Annotated in this window: 14 protein-coding genes; 13 read left to right on the top strand and 1 reads right to left on the bottom strand. The window is 75.3% G+C overall.

Annotated features, from left to right (window positions below):
- Positions 1–26: 26 nt before the first annotated feature.
- A complete protein-coding gene (locus tag SLV14N_RS05445) occupies positions 27–812 on the bottom strand; it encodes a DeoR/GlpR family DNA-binding transcription regulator (RefSeq protein ID WP_208679989.1) in 786 nt (261 codons plus the stop codon).
- A gap of 275 nt (positions 813–1,087) precedes the next feature.
- Between SLV14N_RS05445 and SLV14N_RS05440 the strand changes: the two genes are divergently transcribed.
- The 13 genes from SLV14N_RS05440 to SLV14N_RS05380 all read left to right on the top strand — a co-directional run bounded on the left by SLV14N_RS05440 (position 1,088) and on the right by SLV14N_RS05380 (position 26,233).
- The gene (locus tag SLV14N_RS05440; protein ID WP_263268356.1) at positions 1,088–2,413 is read left to right on the top strand and encodes an MFS transporter; all 1,326 of its coding nucleotides are present in this window, start codon (positions 1,088–1,090) and stop codon (positions 2,411–2,413) included.
- A gap of 13 nt (positions 2,414–2,426) precedes the next feature.
- A complete protein-coding gene (locus SLV14N_RS05435; protein ID WP_263268355.1) occupies positions 2,427–3,998 on the top strand; it encodes an FGGY-family carbohydrate kinase in 1,572 nt (523 codons plus the stop codon).
- On the top strand, positions 3,991–5,499 hold the full coding sequence (locus SLV14N_RS05430; protein ID WP_263268354.1) for an FGGY-family carbohydrate kinase: 1,509 nt from the start codon (positions 3,991–3,993) through the stop codon (positions 5,497–5,499). Before SLV14N_RS05435 ends, SLV14N_RS05430 begins: the two co-directional genes overlap by 8 nt.
- Positions 5,496–6,125: a histidine phosphatase family protein gene (locus SLV14N_RS05425; protein ID WP_208679984.1), complete on the top strand. Its 630-nt coding sequence runs from the start codon at positions 5,496–5,498 to the stop codon at positions 6,123–6,125. Before SLV14N_RS05430 ends, SLV14N_RS05425 begins: the two co-directional genes overlap by 4 nt.
- Before the next feature lie 40 nt (positions 6,126–6,165).
- Complete coding sequence (locus SLV14N_RS05420) at positions 6,166–7,209, top strand: 2-hydroxyacid dehydrogenase (protein WP_263268352.1); 1,044 nt, start codon at positions 6,166–6,168, stop codon at positions 7,207–7,209.
- Between the two features lie 485 nt (positions 7,210–7,694).
- Positions 7,695–14,963 carry a type I polyketide synthase gene (locus SLV14N_RS05415; protein ID WP_263268350.1) on the top strand — a complete coding sequence of 2,423 codons (7,269 nt, stop codon included), beginning with the start codon at positions 7,695–7,697 and terminating at the stop codon, positions 14,961–14,963.
- Positions 14,956–19,851 (top strand): type I polyketide synthase, encoded by a 4,896-nt coding sequence (locus SLV14N_RS05410; RefSeq protein WP_263268349.1) that lies wholly within the window; start codon positions 14,956–14,958, stop codon positions 19,849–19,851. The genes SLV14N_RS05415 and SLV14N_RS05410 overlap by 8 nt, the downstream gene beginning before the upstream one ends.
- Positions 19,841–20,158 (top strand): phosphopantetheine-binding protein, encoded by a 318-nt coding sequence (locus tag SLV14N_RS05405; RefSeq protein WP_109894657.1) that lies wholly within the window; start codon positions 19,841–19,843, stop codon positions 20,156–20,158. Before SLV14N_RS05410 ends, SLV14N_RS05405 begins: the two co-directional genes overlap by 11 nt.
- A gap of 7 nt (positions 20,159–20,165) precedes the next feature.
- Positions 20,166–20,975: an alpha/beta fold hydrolase gene (locus SLV14N_RS05400; RefSeq protein ID WP_263268347.1), complete on the top strand. Its 810-nt coding sequence runs from the start codon at positions 20,166–20,168 to the stop codon at positions 20,973–20,975.
- 2 nt (positions 20,976–20,977) lie between these two features.
- On the top strand, positions 20,978–22,249 hold the full coding sequence (locus SLV14N_RS05395) for a glycosyltransferase (protein WP_208687714.1): 1,272 nt from the start codon (positions 20,978–20,980) through the stop codon (positions 22,247–22,249).
- 5 nt (positions 22,250–22,254) lie between these two features.
- The gene (locus SLV14N_RS05390; RefSeq protein ID WP_259670134.1) at positions 22,255–24,117 is read left to right on the top strand and encodes a class I SAM-dependent methyltransferase; all 1,863 of its coding nucleotides are present in this window, start codon (positions 22,255–22,257) and stop codon (positions 24,115–24,117) included.
- 5 nt (positions 24,118–24,122) lie between these two features.
- A complete protein-coding gene (locus SLV14N_RS05385; protein WP_259670724.1) occupies positions 24,123–25,034 on the top strand; it encodes a galactokinase in 912 nt (303 codons plus the stop codon).
- Between the two features lie 47 nt (positions 25,035–25,081).
- Positions 25,082–26,233 carry an alkaline phosphatase family protein gene (locus tag SLV14N_RS05380; protein WP_317633696.1) on the top strand — a complete coding sequence of 384 codons (1,152 nt, stop codon included), beginning with the start codon at positions 25,082–25,084 and terminating at the stop codon, positions 26,231–26,233.
- Positions 26,234–26,323 lie beyond the last annotated feature (90 nt).

The raw sequence follows: 26,323 nt of genomic DNA, 5'->3' as shown, positions 1-26,323 counted from the left end.
TACCACCTGTTGCACGTGCGTTGAGGTCACCGGCCTCGTCCCGGCACCACCATCACCTCGGTGCCGCCCGCCCGTACCGCCCGTACCTGCTCGGCGGCCAGCCCGTCGTCGACGATCAGCAGATCGAAGTCGGTCAGCGGGGCGAGCGCATAGAGGCCGCCCTTGGTGAACTTGGTGTGGTCGGCGACCAGTACCCGGCGGCCGGCGCTCTCCATCATGGCCCGCTTGACCTGCACGGTCTCCGGTGAGGTGTGGTAGCAGCGGCCGTTGGTGACGGCCGTGGTGGACATGAACAGCACATCGGCGCGAAAGGCCCGTACCGCCTCCGCGGTGTGCGGGCCCATGAAGGCGTCATACGCCGGGAAGTACGCACCGCCCGGCGTGATCAGTGCGACACCGGGCTCCTTGGCGAGGGTGGTGAGGGCCGGCAGCGAGTTGGTGATCACCGTCAGCGGGGTGTGCCCGGCGAGCTGGTGCGCCAGCAGCAGACAGGTCGTGCTGTCGTCGAGCAGCAGCGTCTGCCCGGGGACCAGCAGCGTGGCGGCGGCCCGCGCCAGCTGCTGCTTGGTCTGCGCCATGGTGGCCATCCGCTCCGCGACGCTGCCGTGGAACTGCGCCGACGGCAGCCCCGTCGCACCGCCGCGCACCTTGCGCAGCCAGCCCTGCGCCTGAAGGGCGTCCAGATCGCGGTGGGCGGTCATCAGACTCACGCCGAACTCCTCGGCGAGGTCCGCGGTCCGCACGAACCCGCGGGCGATGACGGTGTCCCGCATACGGCGCCGCCGCTCCTCCTGCGCCTCGACCCGGTCCATCGCTCCGCTCCCTCCGTCCCGGTTGTCCCTGTGGCGGGCCGGTGCGGCCCTCGCCGTACGGGCTCCGCCGTGTGAATGCGCCGCGTTATGTTCGCACGGATTTCACATGGCGCGCGCGGCGGCCAGGGCGCCCACATGCGGCTCCGGTACGACACAACATGGCAGGTCGCGGCCCCGATGCGAAGATTCCGGCGGCCATTGACGCCCGTTTCCGCCCGGCGGTTCCATCGCTGCGTCCACCCCTCCTGCCCCGCCGCCGCAGAAAGGGAGATTCGATGAAGAATTCTCCTCCGGGTTCGCTGATCACACGCCTGGGCATCCCGCCGACCCTCGCCTGGGGATACCTCGGACTCCTCCTCTTCATGATCGGAGACGGGGTCGAGTCCGGCTATCTCTCGCCGTACCTCCTCGACCAGGGCCTGTCCGAATCCCGGGTCGCGCTGCTGTTCACCGTCTACGGAGTCGCCGCCGGTATCGCCGCCTGGCTCTCCGGAGTGCTGTCCGACCTGTGGGGGCCGCGCCGCGTCATGTGGGCCGGCCTGGGCATCTGGGGCGTCTTCCAGCTGCTCTTCCTCACCGCCGCCATCCCCCTGACCAGCTATCCGCTGATGATGCTCGGGTACGGGCTGCGCGGCCTGGGGTATCCGCTGTTCGCCTACGGGTTCCTCGTCTGGATCGCCGGAGTGGCGCCGCGTGCCCGGCTCGGCACGGCCATGGGCTGGTTCTGGTTCGCCTTCACCGGCGGCCTGCCCACGCTCGGCTCGCTGGTCGCCGGCGGCCTCATCCCGCACATCGGCGCCTACGCCACCCTGTGGGCCGCGCTGGTGCTGGTGGCCGCGGGCGGGCTGATCGCCCTGCTGTTGGTCCGTGACGACCGTGGTGTACGGCGGGCCCCCGGTGAGGGGGAGGGGCCGGTGGCCACCCTGGTCGGCAGCGTCACGATCCTGTGGCGCAACCCCCGGGTCGGCGTCGGCTCGGTCGTCCGAGTGATCAACACGGCCTCGCAGTTCGGCTTCTTCGTCATCCTGCCGATCCACTTCACCAGAACGGTCGGCTTCACCCTCACCGAGTGGCTGCATCTGCTCAGCGCGATGTTCGCGACCAATATCTTCGCCAACCTGCTGTTCGGCGTGGTCGGCGACCGGTTCGGCTGGCGCCGCACCATCGCCTGGTTCGGCGGCGCCGGCTGCACGCTCAGCACCCTGCTGCTCTTCTACGTCCCGGACGCGGCGGGCGCGAACTTCCCGCTCGCCCTCCTGGTCGCCGCGTTCTACGGCGCTACGCTGGCAGGTTATGTACCGCTTTCGGCGCTGGTGCCCACCCTGGAGCCGAAGCACCAGGGCCAGGCCCTGGCCGCCCTCAACCTGGGCGCGGGCGCCAGCACCTTCGTCGGCCCCGCCGTCGTCGCCGCCTTCGTCGGACCGCTCGGTGTCGAAGGGGTGGTCTGGATCTTCGCGGGGATGTATGCGGTGAGCTGCGTGCTCGCCCACTTCCTGAAGCTGCCGGCCGCGCCCGGTAGGGCGGACGCCCCAGGCGCCGGCGCCCGGCACGGCGACGCCCCGGACGGCCCCGCGCCCACCGCCGCCTCGGCACCGGCGTGAGAGGACCCCACTGATGTCCGTACTGACCATCGACGTCGGCACCACGGTGATCAAGTCCGTCGTCTTCGACGACCAGGGCACCGAGATCGCCGTCGCCCGCAGGGCCACCGAGGTCCTGCGCCCGCACCCCGGCTGGGCGGAACAGGACATGGACGCCGTCTGGGACGCCGTCGTCCACACCGTCCGCACGGTCCTCGACGGGCTGACCGACCCGGTCTGGCTGGTGTCCTTCACCGCCCAGGGCGACGGCGCCTGGCTCGTCGACGACCGCGGCCGCCCCACCGGGCCCGCCATCCTGTGGTCCGACGGCCGCGCCGGGGACCTGCTCACCGGCTGGCAGCGCGACGGCGTCCTGGAGGCGGCCTTCCGCCGCAACGGCTCGCTGACCTGCGCCGGAATGCCCAACGCCCTCTTCAGCTGGCTCGCCGCACACGACCCGGACCGGCTGGCCCGCTCCGCCACCTCGCTCACCGCCGCCGGCTGGCTCTTCCTGCGCTTCACCGGCGTCCGGGCGAGCGACGAGTCCGACGCCTCCGCCCCGTTCCTCGACCACACCACCGGCGACTACGACCCCGGCATCATCGATCTCTTCGGCCTCGACGCCTACGCACGGCTGCTGCCCACCGTTCTCGGGGAGTCGCAGCGGATCGCCGAAATCACCACCGGGGCCGCGGAGGAGCTGGGCCTGCCCGCGGGGCTGCCGGTCGTGATGTCCCCGTACGACATCGCCGCCACCGCCCGCGGCGTCGGCGTCGTCAACCCCGGCCAGGCGTGCAGCATCCTGGGCACCACGCTGTGCACCGAGATCGTCCGCACCGGGATCGACACCGGCGGCGAGCCGTCCGGCATCCACATCGCCTACCGGGGCCGCGAACGGGTGCTGCGGGCCTTCCCCACGCTCAACGGCGCCGAGGTGCTCGGCTGGGCGGCCCGGCTGCTCCATCTGCCCGGACCGCCGGAGCTGGCACAGCTGGCCTTCGAATCGGAGCCGGGCGCCCGAGGGCTGATGTTCCTGCCGTACCTCTCCCCGGCCGGTGAGCGCGCCCCCTTCCTCGACACCGGCGCCCGCGGCTCCTTCTGGGGCCTGTCCCTGGAACACACACCCGCCGACCTGGCGCGTGCCGTCTTCGACGGGCTCTCGCTGGTCCTGCGGGACTCGCTGGCCGCCGCCCGCACGGACGTCAGCGAACTGCGGCTGTGCGGCGGCGGCGCCAACAGCGACGCCTGGTGCGCCCTGATCGCGGATGCCACCGGGGTGCCCACCGCCCGCTCCGGCGACACCGAACTCGGCGCCAAGGGGGCCTTCCTCACCGGCCTGGTCCGTACCGGCGCCGAGACCAGCATGCACAGCGCCGCCGCCAAGTACGTCCGGATGCAGCGCAGTTGGGAGCCCGTGCCGGAACGTGCGGAGTTCTATGCCGCGCTGTACGAGGACTTCCTCGGGTGGCGGACGCGCGCCCGGGAGGCGGGCTGGCGCGGCGCCGCCGTCTGGCGGGGGAGCGCCCGCCGCCCCGCCGAGGCCCCCGGCCGGCCGACCGAAGCCGGCGGCCACCCCGCCACCACCCCTGGAGGACCCCGTGTCTGACCCGCGCCACCACGGCGCCGCCCCCGCCCTCGACGGCATCTGGCTCGGCCTCGACCTCGGCACCCAGAGCGCACGCTGTGTCGCCGTCGACGGCACCGGACAGGTCCTGGCCACCGCCGCCCGCCCGCTGACCGGCCGGCGCGACGGCAACCGCCACGAACAGGACCCCGAGGAGTGGTGGCACGCGCTCGGGGCCGCCTGCCGGGAGGCCCTCGACGGCCTCGACACCCGCCGTATCCGCGGGCTGGCGGTCGACGGGACCTCCGGCACGATCCTGCTCGCCGACCACCGGGGCACCCCGCGCACCCCCGGCCTGATGTACGACGACGGGCGCGCCGCCGCACCGGCCGCCGCGGTCAACGCCGCCGGGGAGAAGGTCTGGCAGGAGCTGGGCTACCGCACCATGCAGCCGTCCTGGGCGCTGCCCAAGCTCGTCGCGCTCCTGGAGGACGACCCGGAACTCCGCACCGGCTCCCGGCTGCTGCACCAGGTCGACCTGATCACCTGGCGGCTGGCCGGCCGGCAGCTCGCGAGCGATGCCAGCCACGCCCTCAAGACCGGCTACCACCTCGTCGAGGAGCGCTGGCCGGAGGAGGTGATGGCGGAACTCGGCGTCCCCGAGGGGATGTTGCCCGACGTCGTCCGCCCCGGCAGCCCGCTCGGCACCGTCTGCGCCCCGGCCGCCGAGGCCACCGGCATCCCCGAAGGGACCACCATCGTCGCGGGGATGACCGACGGCTGCGCCGCCCAGATCGGCGCCGGAGCGCTCGCGCCGGGCGCCTGGAACTCGGTGCTCGGCACCACCCTCGTCCTCAAGGGCAGCAGCCCGCACCTGGTCCGCGACCCGGCAGGCGTCGTCTACTGCCACCGCGGGCCCGGCGGGACCTGGCTGCCGGGCGGTGCCTCCAGCAGCGGCGCGGGCGTCCTCTCCCAACGCTTCCCCGGCGCGGACCTGGACGCGCTCACCGCACAGGCCGCCGCCCTGGACCCGGACGCGGTCGTCTACCCCCTCGTCGCCGGCGGCGGTGAACGCTTCCCCTTCCGCGCTCCCGGAGCCGCACCCTTCCTCCTAGGCGAAGCCCCCACCCGGGCCGCCGAGTTCCATGCCTGTCTCCTCGGCGTCGCCTGCCTGGAACGGCTCTGCTTCGACTACCTCGACCACCTCGGCGCGCCCGTCGACGGGCCGCTCACCTTCACCGGCGGCGGCGCCCGCAACGCCTACTGGTGCCAGTTGCGCGCCGATGTCCTCGGCCGCCCCGTACGGCTGCCGCAGCAGGCCGAGGGCGCCCTCGGCATGGCCGTCCTCGCCGCCACCTCCTCCGGCACCGGTCTGCAGGAAGCGGCCGCCGCCATGGTGCGCACCGCCCGGGAGATCACCCCGAGGCCGGCCCGCACCGCCCGCTACCTCCCCGTCCATCTCCGCTTCATCGACGAACTCACCCGCCGTGGCTGGCTCGACCGGTCCGTGGCCGACCACGCCCGCAGGAGGGCAGCACCGTGACCGACTTCATCCTCGTACGCCATGGCGAGACCGTCTGGCACGCGGAGAACCGCTACGCCGGCCGCACCGACGTGGCCCTGACCGACCACGGCCGCGAGCAGGCCGCCGCCCTCGCCACCTGGGCCGCCACCGCCGGACTGACCGCCATCTGGAGCTCACCGCTCTCCCGCGCCCGGCAGACCGCGGCCCCCGCCGCCGAGGCCTGCGGTCTCACCGCGGGTGTCGACGAGCGGCTCTACGAGGTCGACTTCGGCCAGGGCGAGGGACTGACCAGGGACGAGATGCGCCGGCGCTTCCCGGAACAGCTGGCCGCCTTCCTCGCCGACCCGGTCGAGAACCATCTGCCCGGCGGCGAACATCCGCGCCGCGCCGCCGAGCGCGCCGCCGACTGCCTCGCCGAACTCGCCCAGGCACAGCCGCACGGCCGGATCCTGCTCGTCGCGCACTCCACTCTCGTCCGGGTCCTGCTCTGCCATCTGCTGGGCATCCCGCTCGCCGACTACCGCCGCGTCTTCCCCCGGCTGGACAACGGCGCCCGCACCGAGCTCCGTATCGAGAACGGGCAGACCGCACTGCTCAGCTTCAACGCCCCGGCCCCGGCGGCCCGGACCGCCGCCCTCCACTGACCCGCCCGCACCCGCCCCCGCCCTTCAGGAGCAGCCCCTCATGAGCACCACCGTCCTCGCCGCCGGCAACCACTTCATCCGCCCGGACCTGTTCACCCGGGCCGTGCGGGCGGCCGCCGGGGACACCCCGCTGGACGTACGCGAGATCCAATTCGACTGGCCGCACACCCCGTTCGGGCCGGTCGCCGAGGTCATCGAGGCCTCCGGCACCGAGGACGAGATGATCGAGGCCCTCCGCGGCGCCGAGATCTGCGTCACCGAGCACGGCCCGCTCACCGAGCGGATCCTCGCCCACTGCCCCGATCTGAAGCTGTTCTGCACCAGCCGCGGCGGCCCGGTCAACGCCAACGTCGAAGCCGCCACCCGGCACGGCGTCGCGGTCTGCTACGCCCCCGGCCGCAACGCCACCGCCACCGCGGAACACACCCTCACTCTGATGCTGGCCGCCGCCCGCGGTGTCGGCGACACCCACACCGACCTCCGCCGGGGCGTCTGGCGCGGCGACTACTACGACTACGACAACTGCGGCATCGAGATCGACGGCGCCACCGTCGGACTGATCGGCTTCGGCGCCATCGGCAGCCGGGTCGCCAAGGTCCTCGCCGCCATGGGCGCCCAGGTCCTCGTCCACGACCCCTATGTCCGCCCCGAGGCGCTGGCCGGCCTCGCCGAACAGGTCTCCCTCGACGAGCTGCTGACCCGCTCCCGCATCGTCTCCCTGCACGCCCGGGTCACCGAGGAGACCACGGGCATGATCGGGCGCCGCCAGCTGGCCGCGATGCCCCGCGGCTCGGTCCTGGTCAACTGCGCCCGCGGCGCGCTGCTCGACTACGACGCGGTCTGCGACGCGCTGGACTCCGGGCAGCTCTCCGGTGCCGGCTTCGACGTCTTCCCCGAAGAGCCGCTGCCCGCCGCCTCCCGGCTGCTGACCGCCCCCGGTGTCGTCCTCACCCCGCATATCGCGGGTGGCAGCCAGGAGGTCGCGCACAAGGCCGCACGGATCGTCGCCGCGGACGTCGGCCGCTATCTGCGCGGGGAGCCGCTGGTCCACTGCGCCAACCCCGAGGCGCTGCGGGCCGGCTGAGGCACCGGGGGTCGGGTTTCGGTCGCCGCCGCGGCGGCGGAGCGGCCCGGCGGGGCCGGAACACGGGCTGCGCGGGGCAGGAAAGCGCAGGTCGGCTTGGGGGAACAGGGGGCACGGGGCGGTCCGGGGGCCGCCGTCGTGACCTTGGCGCAATCAACTACCGCCTGTTGCACCTGCGTTGACAGTGCACGGGGGTGGCCTCACGATGCAACGCGGCATCAGCGGCTACCGCTGGTTACCGCAGGTGGCAGTGGTCAGCGTGTTCGCCCCCCCCGGCAGAAGGAGCGCCCGTGGTCCCCCGGCCCCCGTTCCCCGGCACCCCCCTTTCCAGGTCGTCCGGCCCTGACGCTCCGCCCGCCGGCTCCGGGTCCGGCCCGTCTGCCGGCCCTGAGCCCGCTGCTGCCGCCCCGACCGCAGGGTCCGCCCGCCCCGGCCCCGTCCCTGCCGGGCCCGCCCGCCCGGAGCCCGCCGGCCGCGATCTCGTCGTGGCCCTCTCGCCGTTCGAGGAGCCGGGCGAGCGGATCGTCCTCGCGGCCGCCCGCGCGGGCGCGCTCGGCCTGCTGGATCTCGGCCGGGACCCCGGCCCGGCACGCGCCGCGCTCGCCCGGCTCGGGGGGCCCGGAGGGCTCTCGTACGGCGTGCGGATACCGGTGGGGTGCCCGCTGACGCCCGCCGAGCTGCCCGACGCGGTCGACACCGTGCTGCTGGCCGACCCACGGGCCTGGGTCGACCCAGGGGCCTGCGCCGCCCCCGAGCCGCACGCCGCCCCCGAGCCGCACGCCGCCCCCGAGCCGCACACCGCCCCCGAGCCGCCTGGTGCTCCCGAGCCGCACGCCCCGGCCCGCGGCCCGGCCCCCGGGCGGCCGGAGGACTGGGCCGGCGGCGGGCGGCGCCGCGTCTGGGCCGAGGTCACCACCCCCGAGGAGGCCGCGGCGGCGTGTGCCGCCGGGGCCGGCGCGCTCGTCGCCCGCGGCCATGAGTCGGGCGGCCGGGTGGGCGAACTCACCACCTGTGTCCTGCTGCAGCGCCTGCTGGCCGACCCGTCCGTGACCGTCCCCGTCCTCGCCGCCGGGGGCATCGGCCCGCACACCGCCGCCGCGGCCGTCGCCGGCGGGGCGGCCGGGGTGCTGCTCGACTCCCAGCTCGCGCTCACCACTGAGGGCGCGGACCGGCTGCCCCGGGCGGTCGCCGACGCGATCCGTGCCATGGACGGCAGCGAGACCACCCTCGTTGCGGGTCACCGGGTCCTCACCCGCCCTGACCTCCGCCCGCCCGCGCCCGGCGGCGGGGCCGGGGGAGCGGGTGAGGGGGGAGCAGCTGCTGGGGGAGCGGAGGACGCAGCCACCGACCACGATCCCACCCGCGTCGCCGCTCTCCTCGGCGCCCGCGACCTGCGGACCCAGCTGCTGCCCATCGGCCAGGACGGTGCGTTCGCCGCCCGGCTCGCCACGCGCCACCGCACCACCGGCGGCATCGTGCAGGCCGTACGGGCCGCCATCACCGGCCACCTCGACGCCGCGGCACGCAGCCGCCCGCTCGCACCCCGCCCCGGCGCCCGCCATCTCCCCGTGGCCCAGGGGCCGATGACCCGCGTCAGCGACGAGGCCGCCTTCGCCGCCGCCGTGGCCGGCGAGGGCGGGTTGCCCTTTCTCGCCCTCGCCGTCATGACGGGCGAACAGGTACGCCGGCTGCTGGCCGAGACCGCCGAGCGGCTGGGTGACCGGCCCTGGGGTGTCGGCCTGCTCGGCTTCGCCCCGCCCGAACTCCGGCGTGAACAGCTCGCCGCGGTGGCCGAGTTCGCTCCCGAGTACGCCCTGATCGCCGGGGGCCGGCCCGCCCAGGCCGCACCCCTCGAAGCGGCCGGGACCCGGACCTATCTCCATGTCCCGGCGCCCGGACTGCTGGAGCGCTACCTCGCCGAAGGCGCCCGGCGGTTCGTCTTCGAAGGGCAGGAGTGCGGGGGACACATCGGCCCCCGGGCCAGCTTCCCGCTGTGGGAGGAGCAGATCGAGCGACTGACCGCCCACGCCCGGACGCACGGCGGAACGGCCGAGGGGCTGGATGTGCTCCTCGCGGGCGGTATCCATGACGCCCGCTCGGCTGCCATGGCCGCGGCCGCCGCCGCCCCGCTCGCCGAACTCGGGGCCCGTATCGGCGTCCTGATGGGTACCGCCTACCTCTTCACGGAGGAGGCCGTGGCCACCGGCGCCGTCCTCCCGGGCTTCCAGGACACCGCCCTGGCCTGCGACCGGACCGTACTGCTGCGGACCGCACCGGGCCACGCCACGCGCTGCGCCGACACCGCCTACACCGAGGACTTCGCGGCGGCCGAACGCCGCCTGGCCGCCCACGGCACGGACCCCCGGGCCCGATGGGAGGAGCTGGAGCGGCGCAACCTCGGCCGGCTGCGGATCGCGAGCAAGGGACTGCGGCACACCGACGGCGGGCCGCCCGCACCCGTGGCGGAGCACGCACAGCGCCGGGAGGGCCTGTACATGCTGGGCCAGGCCGCCACCGCCCGCGGCGCCACCATCACCCTCGCCGCACTGCACACCGCCGTGACCGATGGCGCCTCCGCCCAACTCGACGCGCGGGCACAGCGGTTCCGTCCGCCCGCCGCGCCCCGGGACCGGGACTCGGCGCCGCTGGACATCGCCATCGTCGGCATGGCGTGCTGCTATCCCGGCGCGGCCGACGCGGCCCGCTACTGGTCCAATGTCGTCACCGGCGTCGACTCCGTCACCGAGGTGCCCGCCGAGCGCTGGGACGCCGGGATCTACCACGACCCGGATCCCGCGCGGGCGGGTGAGCGCACCCCGTCCCGCTGGGGCGGCTTCCTGCCCGCCCTCCCCTTCGACGCCCTCGCCCACGGCATCCCCCCGGCCTCCCTCACGGGCATCGAACCGGTGCAGCTGCTCGCCCTCGACGCCGCCGCCAAGGCCCTGGCGGACGCCGGATACGCCGGCCGTGACTTCGACCGCGCCCGCACCAGCGTCGTCTTCGGCGCCGAGGCGGGCACCGAACTCGCCGGCGCCTACGGGCTGCGCGCACTGCACCCGGCCTACCTCGGCGACCTGCCGCCCGCCCTCGACGCCGAACTTCCCCGGCTGACCGAGGACTCCTTCCCCGGCGTGCTCGCCAACGTCATCGCCGGACGCATCGCGAGCCGCCTCGACCTCGGCGGGGCCAACTGCACCGTGGACGCCGCCTGCGCCTCCTCGCTCGCCGCGCTCGACCTGGCCTGCCGCCAACTGCGCGACCACGACAGCGATATGGCGCTCTGCGGCGGCGCCGATGTGCACAACGGCATCAACGACTACCTGATGTTCGCGTCCGTGCAGGCGCTGTCCCCCACCGGCCGCTGCCGCCCCTTCGACGCGGCGGCCGACGGAATCGCGCTCGGCGAGGGCGTCGGCTGTCTGGTCCTCAAACGCCTCGCGGACGCCGAACGGGACGGCGACCGGATCTACGCCGTCGTCAAAGCGGTCGGCACCTCCAGTGACGGGCGGTCCCTCGGACTGACCGCACCACGGCCCGAGGGCCAGCGGCGGGCCCTGGAACGCGCCTACCACCGCGCCGGGATCAGCCCCGCGCAGGTCGGCCTCCTCGAAGCCCACGGCACCGGCACCGTCGTCGGCGACACCACCGAACTCGCCGTCCTCACCGAGCTGTTCGAGGCGGCGGGCGCGGCACCGGGCAGCTGCACCCTCGGCTCGGTCAAATCGCAGATCGGGCACACCAAATGCGCCGCCGGCCTGGCCGGTCTGATCAAGGCCGCGCGTGCCGTACACGCCGGGGTACGGCCGCCGACGCTGCATCTGACCCGGCCGGCCGAGGAGGACACCGGCCCGTTCCGCTTCGACACCGGACGGGCCCGGCCCTGGCCGGTCCCGGTGGCCCGGCGCATCGCGGGAGTGAGCGCCTTCGGCTTCGGCGGCACCAACTACCACGCCGTGCTCGCCGGTTACGACGGTGCCCCCGAGCCCGCCCACGCCCTGACGGACTGGCCCGCCGAGCTCTTCTGCTTCCGCGGCGCCGACCGGCCCGCCGCCGTACGGGCCATGGAGCGCCTCGCCGCGCGCCTGGCGGAGAACGACCAGGCCGGGCGCCCCTGGCCGCTGCGCGACCTGGCCGCCGAGACCGCGGCGGCGGACGGGCCGGTCCAGGCCTGTGTGGTGGCCGAGGACCTCGACGACCTCGCCGCCAAGCTGGCCGCGGCCCGCCAGTGCGTCGCCGCCGAGGGCGTGTACCTGCGCCAACGGGACGCCGACCCCGGACTGCTCGCCTTCCTCTTCCCCGGCCAGGGGAGCCAGCGCACCGGAATGATGGACGAGTTGTTCCTCGCCTTCCCGGCGCTGCGCGGCCTCCTGGACGACGCCGATCCGGGCTGTGTCGCGGCCATGTTCCCGCCCGCCGCCTTCACCGCCGAGGGCCGGGCCGCCCAGCAGGCCGCCCTCACCGACACCCGCGTCGCCCAGCCGGCGCTCGGCCTCGCCTCCGCCGCCGCACACCGCCTGCTCACCTCGCTCGGTGTCCGCCCCGACTGCACGGCCGGGCACTCCTACGGCGAGCTGACCGCCCTGTGGGCGGCGGGCGCCTACGACACCGAGGCGCTGCTCCGGCTCAGCACCCGCCGCGGCGAGGCGATCCTCTCGGCCGCCGGTGACGACCCGGGCGCGATGGCCGCCGTCGTGGCCGCGCCGGACCGCGTACGGGAGCTGACGCGTGACACCGGCGTCGTCGTCGCCAACCACAACGCGCCCGAACAGAGCGTGATCTCGGGCCCCACGGACGCCGTGGAAGCGGCCGTGGCGGCGCTGCGCACGGCCGGTGCCGAGGCGCGCCGTCTGCCGGTCGCCTGTGCGTTCCACAGCCCCCAACTCGCCGCCGCCCGCGAGGCGCTCGCCGCGGAACTGTCCGCGACCGAGGTGAGCGCGCCCGCTCTCCCGGTCTGGTCCGGCTCCACCGCGCGCCCCTACGCCCGCGAGGCGTCCGTGGTGCGGGACACCCTGGCGGGCCAGGTCGCCGCACCGGTGCAATTCGTCGAGCAGATCGAGGACATGTACGCCGCCGGGGTGCGCACCTTCGTGGAGGCCGGGCCCGGCCGGGTGCTCACCGGTCTGGTCGGGCAGATCCTGGACGGACGTCCGCACACCGCGGTGGCGCTGGACGTACCGGGCGAGTCCGGACTGGCCCGGCTGCCGCACGTCCTGGCCCGGCTTGCCGCCGCCGGGGTCCCGGTCGATCCGGAGGCGCTGTTCCGCGGCCGTGCGGAACCCCTGCCCGCCGCGGCACCGCGCCGCCCCGGATGGCTGGTGAACGGCCACACGGTGCGCACCGCCGACGGCGCCTGCCTGCCGGGCGGTCTGCGTCCGGCGCGGCGGGTGGACACCCTGCGGAGCGATGCGGGCGTGGCGCGGGAGGAGGGCGGGGAGGGTGCGCTGCTCGACGGTGGTGCGGCTCCCCGGGACTCCGGCCGGACCGACGGTGTTGCGGCTACCGGGGACTCCGCCCGGCACGCCGCCGTGCTGGAGTATCTGCGCACCACGCGCGAGCTCGTGGCGGCCCAACGGGACGTCGTGCTGCGGTACTTGGGAGCGGCTGCCGAGCCCGCCCGGCCCGCCGAACCCGTTCCCGCCCCGGAGTGGACCGGCCCGGCGTACACCGAACCCGCCGGGGCCGGGGCCGTGGCCGGGCCCGCTGTCGCCGATGATGCTGCCGCCACCACCGCCACCACCGCCACCACCGCCACCGACGCCTCCGCCGCGGTCGCGCAGGCGCCCGCCCCCGGGCCGCGGCTCCTGAGCCCCGCCGAACTCCTCGATGCCGTACGGGAGATCATCCACCAGCGGACCGGCTATCCCCACGAGATGCTCGACGCCGGGCTCGACCTGGAGGCCGATCTTTCGGTGGACTCCATCAAGCGCGTGGAGATCATCGGCGCGCTGGCCGACCGGATCGGACTGCCGCAGGACGCGGACGGGGCCATGGAGTCGGCCGTGGAACAGCTCGCCCGCGTCAAGACCATCAGCGGCATCGTCGACTGGATCGCCGCCGCCCGCGCCGAGCCCCCGACGGCTCCCGCTGAACCCGCGCCCGTACCGGACACACCGACGGCACCGATCACACCTGCCGCGCCAGTCACACCGGCCGCACTGGTCGCACCGACCGCACCGGCCGTGCCGATCGCACCGGCCGTGCCGCCGCAGCCCGCGGTGTCCGCTCCCGCGCCCACCACGCAGGACCCCGCCGCCCTGGCCGGACCCGACGGCGGCCCGGTGCTGCTGCGCCCCACCCGCTCCCTGGTCCGGGTCACCCCGCTCGGCCCGCCCGCGGCCCGCCCGCCCGCCGAGGTGGTGGCGGGCAGCGACTTCGCCGTGGTGGAGGACGGCCAGGGTGTGGCGCTGGCCCTCACCGCCCTGCTGGAGAGCCATGGCGCACGGGTGCGCACCGTCCCCGCCGAGCGGCTTGCCCGGTGCGTCGCCGACGGGGCCGACGGCGTGGTGGACCTCAGCGCCCTGCGGGCGGGCCGCGGCGCCGTGCTGCCCGGACAGTTCGAAGGGTGGCGCACCGCCCTGACCGGCGGGGCCCGCCGGCTGCTGCTGGCCACCGCGGCCGGCGGCACGTTCGGCCAGGACGCCACCGAGGACGCCCCCGACCCGCTGCCCGGTGCCGGACTGCGCGGCTTCGCCCGTACGGCCGCCCTCGAATACCCCGACGTCCTGATACGCGCCGTGGACATCGACCCCAAGGACCGCCCCGAACGCATCGCCGCCCACCTCCTCGCCGAACTGTGCGCCCCCGGCGAACCGGTGGTCGTCGGCCGCACCAACGGCACCCGCACCACCCTGCGCACGGTCCCCGCACCCCTGCCGGACGACCGGACCGTCCTCGGCCGGCCGTCGCTCGGCCCCGGATCCGTGGTGCTGCTCACCGGCGGAGCGCGCGGGATCACCGCCCGTACGGCCCTCGCCCTGGCCGGCGCCCACGGCTGCCACATCGAACTCCTCGGTCGGACGCCCCTGGCGGAGACCCCCGAGGACCCGGCCCTCGCCCACGCCCACGACCGCATCGCGCTGCGCGCCGCGCTCCTCGCCCAAGGGCTGCGCAGGCCCGCCGAGATCGAGGCGGCAGCCGGCGCGGTCCTGGCCCGCCGCGAGATCACCGCCACCCTCGCCGCCCTGGCGCCGCTCGCCGCCTCGGTGCGCTACCACGCGGCCGATGTCACCGACGAGGCCGCCGTCCACGCCGTGGTGCAGGACATCCGCTCCCGGCACGGCCGTCTCGACGGGATCGTGCACGGGGCGGGCACCCTGGCGGACAAGCTGCTGCGGGACAAGGACCCGGCCTCGTTCGCCCGGGTCTTCGCCACCAAGGTCGACGGCGCCCGCCATCTGCTGTCCGCCGCCGGTGACGACACCGGCTTCCTCGTCCTCTTCGGCAGCGTCGCCGGGGTCTTCGGCAACCGCGGCCAGGCCGACTACGCCGCCGCCAACGACGCCCTGGACACCCTCGCGACGGCCTGGTCGGCCCGTACGTCCCGGCGCGTCCTCGCCGTCGACTGGGGCCCGTGGGCGGCCGAGGGCGGCGGCATGGTCACCCCCGAACTGGCGCGTGCCTACGCACGACGGGGCATCCCGCTCCTGGACCCCGACGCCGCGGCCGCCGCCCTCCTGGACGAACTGGCCCACGGCACGGCGGCCCAGGTTGTGCTGGCGGCGGAGGCCGGCGAAGAGGTGACGGGCGATGAGTGAGGCCCGTGCCCGTCGGGCCGGACCGCGGCCCACGGACGCCGCGATCGTCGGCATGGGGGCGCTCTTCCCCGGCGCCGAGGGCCTCGCCGCGTACTGGCGCAACCTGGTGGCCGGCACGGACTGCATCACCGATGTGCCGCCCGGCCGCTGGGACCCGGAGATCTACTACGACCCGCAGGGCGCCCAAGGCCCCGCCCGCAGCGACCGCTTCTACTGCCGGCGGGGCGGCTTCCTGGACGATCCGGCCGCCTTCGACCCCACCCGCTTCGGCATCGTGCCCGCCGCCGTCCGGGGCGCCGAGCCCGATCAGCTGCTCGCCCTGCGCACCATCGCCGACGCCATCGCCGACGCGGGCGGCGAGGAGCGGCTGCCCGCCGACCGCTCCCGTATCGGCGTCATCCTCGGCCGCGGCGGCTTCATGGGCGTCGCCACCGCCCGGCTCGACCAGCGGGTCCGTACGGCCCATCAGCTCGCCGCCACACTGCGTGAACTCGCCCCGGAATTAGGCGAGTCGAGAATCGCAGCCGTACGGGAGGCCTTCCAGGCGGGCCTCGGCCCCGAACAGCCGGAGGCCTCCATCGGCCTGGTTCCCAGCTTCACCGCCGCCCGCACCGCCAACCGGCTGGACTTCCGCGGCCCTGCCTACACCCTCGACGCGGCCTGCGCCTCCTCCCTGCTGGCCGTGGCGCAGGCCGTCGATCTGCTCGCCGCCGACCGCTGCGACCTCGTGGTCGCCGGAGCCGTGCACCACTGCCATATCGCCACCCTGTGGAGCGTCTTCACCCAGCTGCGCGCGCTCAGCCCCACCCAGCACATCCGCCCCTTCGACCGCAGGGCCGACGGCACCCTGCTGTCCGAAGGCACCGGTGTCGTCCTCCTCAAGCGCCTGGCCGACGCCGAGCGCGACGGCGACCGGGTGTACGCGGTCGTCCGCGGGACGGGAGTGGCGGGGGACGGCCGCGCCGCCGGCCTGATGAGCCCACGGCCGGAAGGCCAGATCCGGGCGCTGGAGCAGGCCTGGGCCGGTGCCGGACTGGACCCCGCCCACCCCACGGCGCTCGGCCTGCTGGAGGCCCACGGCACCGGGACCCCGGTCGGCGACGGCGTCGAACTCGACACCCTGGCCCGGGTGTTCGGTCCTCCCGGTGCAGGCGTTCCACCGGTCGGTCTGGGCTCGGTGAAGTCGATGCTCGGCCACACCATGCAGGCCGCCGGTATCGCCGGACTGATCAAGGCGGCGCTCGCCGTCCACCACCGGACGCTGCCGCCCACCCTGCATCTGGACGAGCCGCACGAGGGCCTGGCACGGACCCGGATGCGTCCGGTCACCGAGGCCGAGCCGTGGGACGCCGGGCGGGTACCGCTGCGCGCCGGAGTCAACGCCTTCGGCTTCGGCGGCATCAACGCCCACACCGTCCTGGAGGAGGCCCCGGGACGGAGGAGCCCGGCCGCACCGCCCCCGCACCGGACGTCCTCGCACCGGACGTCCCCGCTGCGGACCTCTCCGCTGCGGCCGTCCCTGCTGCGGACGGCCGAGCCGGATCGCACCGTCCTGCTCGCCGCGGACACCCCGGCCCAACTGGCCGAGGAGTTACGGGAGATGGGGGAGCGCGGCGCGGCGACCGACACCGGAGCCCTCGCGCCCGACGGCCCCTGCCGACTCGCCCTGCCCGACCCCACCCCGCAGCGCCGCGCCCTGGCCGCCAAGGTCCTCGCCCGGGCCCTGCCCTGGCGGGGCCGCGGCGAGGTGTGGTTCACCCCGAGCCCGCTCTTCGGCCCGTACGCCCCGCAGGAGGGAGCACGGCTCGCCTTCGTCTTTCCGGGGCTGGAGGCGGAGCCGCCGCCCCCTGTGGACGACATCGCCGACCAGATGGCCCTGCCCCGTCCCGCCGTTTCCGGCGGCAGCGGTCTGGTCGAACGCGCCGTGGACACCCTCGCCGCCGGCCGGCTGCTCGCCCGCGCACTGGACGAACTGGGCCTCACCCCCGACCTGTTGACCGGCCACAGCCTCGGCGAATGGACCGCCATGGTGGTCGCCGGAATGTATCCGCCCCAGGCCGTGGACGCCTTCCTGGACTCGCTGCGGCCCGGCTCCCTCGCCGTACCCGACCTGGTCTACGCGGCCCTGGGCTGCGGTGCCCCGCAGGCGGCCGCCGCGCTCGCGGGCCTGGAGGGGATCGCGGTCAGCCACGACAACTGCCCGCACCAGTCGGTGATCTGCGGAGCGCCACAGCCGCTCGCGGAGGCCGTCCGCAGACTCGCCGGACAGGGCGTACGGGCCCAGGAGATGCCCTTCCGCTCCGGCTTCCACACTCCGATGTGGGCGCCCTACCTCCATCAGGCCGGCACCGCCTTCGACGCCCTGCCGCTACGGGACCAGCGGCTCCCCGTATGGTCGGCGACGACAGCCGCCCCCTTCCCGGACGACCCCTCCGCTATCCGCCGGCTGGTGCTGCGCCACCTCCTGGAACCGGTCCGCTTCCAGGAACTGACCAGGCGCCTGTACGAGACGGGCGTCCGCGCCTTCGTCCAGCTGGGCGCCGGCAGCCTCCCCGGGTTCGTCTCCGACACCCTCCACGGTCAGGACCATCTCGCCGTCACGGCAGCCGACCCCCGCCGCGACGGCCCCGCCCAACTCCGCCGCCTGGCCGCCGCACTGTGGACCGAGGGCTTGAGCCCACGCTGGGAGCGGTTGGCACCGGCGCGCGGGTCCGTCTCGGTGGGTGGCTCCGTGCCGGCGCCGGGCACTGCCCCGGTGGGTGGCTCCGTCTCGGCGCGCGGGTCTGCCCCGGCGGGCGGCTCCGCATCGGCGCGCGGGTCTGCCCCGGCCTCGGATCGTGGCACGGGCCGCGCCACGGCCCGCGCCGCGCTGCCGGAAGGAGCCCGTGCGGCGATGCGGCTCGACCTCGGCTCGCCGCTGGTCCGCCTCGGCGGGGGGACGCACGGCCGGCCGCTTCTCGCGCCCGCCGATTCACCCCCACCCCCCACCCCACCCCCCGCCCCCTCCCCCGAAGGGGGAGGCGGGGGAGGGGGCGGGGGAGCGCGGCCCCACCCGCGGTCGGTCGCCGCCGAACCGGTCCAGCAGGCCCTGGACGCGGTCCTCGCCGAAACCCGGGCCGCCACCCGCACCGTCGCCGCCGCTGTCGCCGCGGCACCTGCCCGCAGCGCCGCAGCTGCAGCTGGCCCCCACACCACAGTCGCCCCCCGCTTCGCAGCAGCCACCCCCAGCACCGCCGTTGCACCCCGTACCTCCGCCGCCCCAGCCATCGCCCGCACGGCACCAACGTCCCCAAGCGCCCCCGCCTCCGCAGCCGTAGCGGGCTCCCGTACCTCCACCCATCACCTCTCCCTGGCGACTCTCCCGTACGTACGTGATCACTGTGTCTACCTCCAGCCCGATGACTGGCCCGAGCCCGCCGACCGGTTTCCCGTCGTTCCCATGACCACGCTGCTCGAACTCGCCGCGGAGGCGGCCCGGGAGACGCAGCCCGGGTACCTCGTCATCGGCTACTCCGACGTTCGGGCCCTGCGCTGGCTGGCGGTCGCCCCGCCCGTCGATCTGGCTGTCAGCGCCACCCCGGAGGGAGACGGCCGGGTGCGGGTGAGCCTCGGTGACTTCGCCGCTGTGACCGTCCACCTGGCGGCACATCACCCGGCTCCACCGCCCCCCGACCCCGCGGATCTGACGTCCGGCCGGCCGGCGCCGGTCAGTGCACAGGCCCTGTACCGGGACCGGTGGATGTTCCACGGCCCCGCGTTCGCCGGGGTCCACGAGGTCAGCACGCTCGCCGCCGACGGCATCCGCGGAACGCTGCGCGCACTGCCCGCACCCGGTGCCCTCCTGGACGCCGCGGGGCAGCTCCTCGGCCACTGGATGCAGCTGAAACTGAGCGGTGACCGACTGGTCTTCCCCGCGACCCTGGACCGCGTACGGCTCTACGGGCCGCAGCCCCGCGAGGGCGCGCTGCTGGCGGCCACCGCCCGGATCCGCGAGGTCAGGGCGGGCTCGGTGCGCGGTGAGGTGGAGCTGTGCGGTGCCGACGGCGGTGTTTGGGCGCGGCTGGAGGGCTGGACGTACCGGCGCTTCGGTGCCGATGAGCGGGTGTGGCCGATGAAGTTCACCCCGGAGGTGTGCGGTATCGGTGAACCCCGGCCGGGCGGCTGGTGCCTGGCCCGGCGCCGCTGGTCGGACCCGGCCTCGCAGGAGTTGGTCATGCGCCGCTATCTGGGCGCGGGCGAGCGGGCCCGCTACGAACGGTGCGCGCCCCGCGCCCGTGCGGCGTGGCTGCTGGGCCGGATCGCGGCCAAGGACGCGGTGCGGGAACTGCTGTGGGAGTCGGGAGCCGGGCCCGTCTTCCCGGCCGAGATCCAGATCGGCACCGATGACCAGGGCCGCCCCTGTCCCGAGGGTCCACTCGCCCACGGCCTCCATCTCTCGCTCGCGCACAGGGACCGGATCGCCGTCGCCCTCGCCCACCGGTCGGGCCCGGTGGGGATCGACATCGAGCGCGTCACCGACGATCCGCCGGCCCTCGAACGGTTCGCCCTCACCCCGGCCGAACGCCGTCTGGCCGACGACCTGTGCGCACGGCATGCACCCGGGACCACCGGCCGCGCCTACTGGCTCACCGCACTGTGGTGCGCCAAGGAAGCCGCGGCGAAGGCGGCGGGCAGCGGCCTCGACGGGCGGCCGCTGGACTGGGCCGTGACGCCCGCACCGGGCGGCGCGCTCCGGGTGGTCTCCCCGGACGGCCGGCCCCACCTCGTCCACCTCGACTCCGTCGACGATCTGTCCGGGCGCCATGTCGTCGCCTGGACCGGGCCGCGGCCCGCTGACCGTACGGGCACCGACACCCTCACTCCCACGGAGGCCACCCATGGCAGCTGACCCGCTCCCCGAGCGCACCCGGACGATCCTGGCCGAGATCACCGACATGCTGGTGAGCGTCGTCGGCGACGAACTCCTCGTCGTGGGCGAGATCACCTGCGCCACCACCTTCAATGACGATCTGGCCCTGGAGAGCATCGAGTTCGTGGCGCTGGCCGAACTGCTGCAGCAGCGCTACGGCACCTCGGTGGACTTCCTCGGCCTGCTCGCGGAGAAGGACATCGACCAGATCCTGGCCATGACGGTCGGCGAACTCGCCGCCCATATCGACCGGGTCACCGCCGCCGACCCGGCCTGCGCGGGCTGACCGCGCCATGGCCCTCACACCCGCGGGCGGGCTGCGCCTGCACACCCAGCGGCTGCCGGGCCACGGTGGCGGCCCCCGGCCCGACGGCCCCACCGTCGTCTTCCTCCACGGGCTGGTGATGGACAACCTGTCGAGCTTCTACTGCACCCTCGCGGGCCCCGTCTCCCGCGCCGGGCACGACGTCCTCCTCTACGACCAGCGCGGACACGGCCGCAGTGAACGCCCGCCCACCGGCTACGACAGGGACACCTCGGTGGCCGATCTCGTCGCCCTGCTCGGCTCCCTGGGCCTCGACGGCCGCCCGGTCCATCTGGTCGGCAACAGCTACGGCGGCGCCCTGGCGCTGCACACCGCCCTCGTCCGGCCCGATCTCGTCGCCTCCGTCGTCCTGATCGACGCCCATCTGACCGGCGACTGGATCGAGGACATGACCGACACCCTCTCCGTCGCCGCCCTCGGCCTCGAACACAGCGGGCTGGCCGATCAGTTGGCCGGTCTCGGGCGGCGCAAGGAGGCCCGGCTGACCGCCGCCGCCGACGCCCTGCTCAACCACACCACCCTCATCGAGGACATCGCGGCGGGCACGCCCTTCACCTCCCGCGACTTCGCCCGGCTGCGCTGCCCGGTCCTCGCCGTCTATGGGCAGCACTCCGAACTCCTGCCGGGAGCACGGCAGTTGCTACTGGACGCGCCGGACTGTGAACTGTGCGTGCTGCCCGGCGTGGGGCACACCGTGCTCAACGAGGCCACCGCGGGGCTGTGTGAGGCGCTGCTGGGCCGGCTCGGCGCACCGGCCGGGGCGGTGGTGGCCCGATGAGAGTGCTGTTCGTCGTCCCGCCGCTGGCCGGACATGTCAACCCCACCCTCGCCGTCGCCGCCGAACTCGCCGCGCGCGGCCACCAGGTCGCCTGGACCGGCCCCGCCGCGGCCCTGGCGCCGCTGCTCCCCACCGGCTCCCTCCTGTACCCGGCGGGGGACCGGGACGCGGCCGACGGCCATGACCTCGGCGGCGCACGATGGCGTGATCTGCGGGGCATCGCCGCCCTGCGCTTCCTGTGGGCGGAGGCCCTCATCCCGCTCGCCCGCGCGATGCTGCCCGGTGTGCACACCGCCGTCGAAACCTTCCGTCCCGACGTCCTGGTGGCCGACCAACAGGCCCTCGCCGGGCCCCTGGTGGCGCGCCGGCACGGTCTGCCCTGGGCGACCTCGGCGACCACCTCGGCGGAGATCATCCGGCCGTTCGACGACTTCCCGAAGGTGGGGGAGTGGGTGAACCTCCGCATCGCGGCACTGCTCGCCGAGTGCGGTGCGCCCGGCGGCTGGGACCCGCGCTTCTCCCCGCACCTCGTCCTGGTCTTCTCCACCCCCGCGCTCATCGGTGACGGCGGGCCGGAGCGGACCGCGGCGCACGCACCGGACGCGGCCAACGGCTTCGCGGGGCGCTATCCGCCGCACTACGCCTTCGTCGGACCCGCCTTCGGCGCCCGCCCGCCCACCGGTGACTTCCCGTGGCGCCGGCTCGATCCCGGGCGCGCACGGGTGCTCGTCTCACTGGGCACCCTCAACCGCGCGGCGGGCGCCCGCTTCTACCCCGCGGTCCTGCGCGCCGCGGACGCGCTCGCGGACCGGGCGCAGCTGATCCTCGCCGCCCCGGCCGACCTCGCCGGAGACATTCCGCCGCACATGCTGCACCAGGAGTACGTCCCCCAGCTCCAGCTGCTGCCGCACCTCGACGCGGTGCTGTGCCACGGCGGCCACAACACCGTGTGCGAGGCACTCGCGTACGGGCTGCCGCTGGTGGTGGCACCCGTACGCGACGACCAGCCGATCGTCGCCCGCCAGGTGGCCGAGGCCGGGGCGGGCGTGCGGGTGCGCTTCGGCCGGGCCCGTACGGACGAACTTCACCAGGCCCTGACCGCCGTGCTGGACGACCCCGCCCACCGCCGTGCGGCCCGCCGCATCCAGGCGTCCTTCGCCGCGGCGGGCGGTGCCGCCACCGCGGCCGACCGCCTGGAGAAACTGCCGCCCGGACCGCGCCCCGGCCCGTCCGCACCCGGCACCGCCCCGACCCGGAACGAGAAGGGACCGTGAGCCAGATGACGCGAGCGCACCGTTCGGGACACCGCACGCGATGGGCGGCGGCCGTCGCCGTGACGGCCCTGGGCGCGGGCACCGTGCGCGCCCGCCGCCGGCTCGCCGCGCTGCCGGTGCTCGACCCCGCCGGGCCGTACGACCCCGCGCGGCCCCCGCTCCCCGGCTGGCAGCTGATCACCGCGCCCGGCGTCGTGGCCGACGAGGCGACCCTGCGTGCCGCGGTCGCCCACGCCACCCGCGAAGGTCTGCGCGTCGTGGACCTGGTCCCGGCCCACCTGGACGCCGAGAGTGTTCTCGGTCTGCTCCGGCTGCTCGACCCGGCGGCCCACCGCACGGACCGGTGCGCGCCGGGACACGGCGCGGGCCACGCCCTGCTGGTGGCCGACGACATCCACCGGCGGGCCGGGCTCGACTCCGAGGCACCGCCGCCCTCGGTGGCCGGCCTGATCCGGCTGCTCCGCACCCTCAAGGAGTACGCCCCGGACGCCACCGGCTGGGCCATCGCCCCCGGCCTGCGGTCGCCGCACCCCGACCCCGCCCGGCGCGCCGAGGAACTCCGCGCCCGGGGCCTCCCGCCGGCCCTGCTGTCCGCCGCCCAGCTGGCGGGCCTGGCGCTGCTGGCGAAGTGCCTGTTCTCGGCGCCGCGTTGGGGCGCGGCGGCGGCCGCCCTCTACTGGCTGCAGCCCGCCGCCGTGCTGAGCCCGGCCCGGGGCCTGCGCCCCGCCGGCCTGGCCCGCGCCACCGCGTCCCGCCCGCTGCGCTCCCTGTCCGCCGCGCTGCGCACCCTGGCCACCCCGCCCGCCGAGCCGCCCCGGGCCGCCGGCACCGCGGCACGCCACGCCGGGTACACCGCCGACCTCGCGGCCGGCACCGACCGCTTCTTCGAACCCCGCCGCGCCGACTGCCCCTGGTGCTCGGCGCCCGACCCCGTCGTACGGGTCCGGATGCCCGATCTCCTCCAGGGCAAGCCCGGCCGCTTCACCCTGGAGGAGTGCCGCCACTGCGGCCATGTCTTCCAGAACCCCCGGCTCACCCCGGAGGGACTCGACTTCTACTACCGCGATTTCTACGAAGGCCTCGGCGGCGAGGGCGCCGCCCTGGTCCTCGGCCGGATGAGCGCCACCTACCGCGACCGCGCCGAGCTGCTCCGGCCCTTCACCACCCCCAGGAACTGGCTCGATGTCGGCACCGCCGCGGGGCACTTCTGCAATGCCGCCCGCGCCGTCTGGCCCGGCACCCGCTTCGACGGGCTGGACATGGGCGAAGGGGTCCACGAGGCCGAACGGCGGGGCTGGATCGCCACCGCCTACCAGGGCCAGTTCCCCGATCTCGCGGACCGGCTCGCCGGCCGCTACGACACAGTGAGCATGCACCACTACCTCGAACACACCCGGGACCCCCTCGCCGAACTCGACGCGGCCGTCAAGGTCCTGGCCCCCGGCGGCCATCTGCTGATCGAACTCCCCGACCCCGAGTCCCGGATCGGCCGTCTGCTCGGCCCCTACTGGCTGCCCTGGTTCCAGCCCCAGCACCAGCACCTGATGCCGGCCGGAAACCTCAAACAGGCCTTGGCGGCCCGGGGCTTCACCGTCCTGGCCGAGCAGCACGGCGCCGCCCACCAGAACAACGCCGACTTCCTCGGAGCCGTCGCCCTCGCAGCGAACCGGCTCGCCCCAGACCCGCAGGCGCCCTGGGCCACGGTCCCCGCCACCCGCACCCGCCGCGCCGCCCGAAGTGCCGTACAGGCCATGGCGGTTCCCGGCTACGCCGCCGCCCTCGCCGTCGACAACCTGCGCACCGCGCTCGCGCGGGCCACCGACGGTGGCAACGCCTACCGGCTGCTCGCCCGCAAAGAGCTGGGTTGAACGCGGTGGACCTGGCCCACCGCGCGACGGCGGCCCCCCTGCTGCGGCTGCTCGCCCATGGCTTCTCGACGGCGTACCACCGCCTGCCCGAAGCGGTGTGGCGGGCACCGTACGCCTTCCGGCTCACCGCGCCCGCCGCCCCGCCCGGCACCGGTACGGCGCCCCGGACCGGCTGGGTCGCGGCGGCCAACTGGCATGTCGCCGCGGCCGTCGCCCCACGCGAGGACGGAATGCTGCGCTGCGGCTCGCTCCAGCACCCGGCCGAGACCGCCGAACTCCCGCTCACCGGACCGGCCGGCCGCGCCCCCGGCTGGGCGGCCCGCCCGTACGCCGCGCTGCGCACCCTCGCCGCCGCCGGAATCGGCCGGGACGGCGCCGATCTGCAGCTGGACGCCACCTTGCCGGACGCCGTGGGGCTCTCCGTCGCCGAGCCGCTGGAGTGTGCGGCAGCGCTGGCGGTGACGTCCCTGCACGCCGACGGGGGCGGCTGCCCGCCGACCCGCGCACAGCTGGCGCGTCTGCTGACCACCGGGGTGCCCGGCGACGACGCGCTGCGCCGGGCCGTGCTCTTCGCCCGGACCGGGCGGCTGCTCGCGGCCGACGGCAGCCATCAGCCGCTGCGCGCCCCGGACGGCGGCCCGGAGCCGAGCCTGCTGCTGGTGACGGCCCGCCGCTCCGGCGATCCCACGGTCACGGCCACCGGTCTCGCCACCGCGGTCCACGACGCCCTGTGCGCCGGTGCCTGGTCCGCCTCGTGGCCGGGACGACGGCCGGGCCGCAGCGTGCTGCTGATGATGCCGCCCGACCGGCGCGCGGCGGTCCGGGCCGCGGTCGCCGACGCCTGCCGCCGCTGTGAACTGCCCGTACCGCGCTTTCTGCGGCTCGCCGTCGCGGACGCGGCCCGACGCGAGGACTGACACCCCCCACCCGCCCCACATCCCCCCGGACAAGGAGCCGATACCTGATGAGACGCACAGCGATCCGTCTGCGCAGGGCGGTCGTGGCGACACTCGGCACGCTCGGTCTGCTCGCCGTCGCCTCCGCGGCGGACGCGCGGACCGTGCGGTCCGCGCTGCCGTCCTACGACCATGTCGTGATCGTGGTCTTCGAGAACAAGCAGTACGGCGAGATCATCGGCAACTCCCAGGCCCCCTACCTCAACCAGCTCGCCCAGGACGGCGCCGGACTGACCGGTATGAAGGCCCTGACCCACCCCAGCCAGCCGAACTACTTCAACCTCTTCTCCGGCGCCACCCAGGGCATCACCGGCGACGGCTGCTACACCGCGCAGTCGTTGTCCGCGCCCAACCTCGCCCAGGAGCTGATCGCGGCCGGCAAGACCTTCGCCAGCTACAACGAGGGCCTGCCGAGCGAGGGCTCCACGACCTGCTCCAGCGGCCGCTACGCGCAGAAGCACAACCCCTGGTTCGCCTTCAAGAACGTCCCGGTGACCACCGGCAAGACCTTCGCCCAGTTCCCCAAGGACGACTTCACCAAGCTGCCGACGCTGTCCTTCGTCATCCCGGACATGTGCAACGACATGCACGACTGCGCCGTCGGCAGCGGCGACACCTGGCTCAGGAACAACCTCGACTCCTACGCCCGGTGGGCCAAGGACCACAACAGCCTGCTGATGGTGACCTGGGACGAGGACAACTACCTCGGCTCCAACCGGATCGCGACCGTCTTCCACGGAGCCCATGTCAAGCAGGGCACGGTGGGCGGCGCCTACAACCACTTCAGCCTGCTGCGGACCTTCGAGGACATGTACGGCACCGGCCACGCGGGCAATGCCGCCACCGCCACCCCCGTCACCGCGGTGTTCGACACCGGCGGCACCGAACCGCCCGGCGACGACATCGAGCTCACCACCCCCGGTCCGCAGACCTGCCGCTTCGGCCAGGGCTGCACCGTCCAACTGGCCGCCACCGGCGGCAGACCCCCGCTCACCTACCACGCCACCGGCCTGCCGCTGGGTCTGAGCCTCGATGCCACAAGCGGCCGGATCGGCGGCAGGCCCTGGCAGACCGGCACCCTCCCGGTCACCGTCACCGCCACCGACTCCTCGGGCGCCACCGCCACCGGCGACTTCCCGCTCACCGTCAACTGGTTCTGACCGGCGGACCGGCCCGGGGAGGCACCCACAAATGCCACAGGCCACCCCCGCAAGGGTGGCCTGTGGTGTCTCGCCCGCCGCGACGGGCGC

Source organism: Streptomyces sp. Je 1-4 4N24 (assembly GCF_026239515.1).
Lineage (GTDB): Bacteria > Actinomycetota > Actinomycetes > Streptomycetales > Streptomycetaceae > Streptomyces > Streptomyces nigrescens.
Note: the sequence above shows the minus strand (reverse complement) of the source record. Positions and strands in the feature narration are given on the sequence as shown.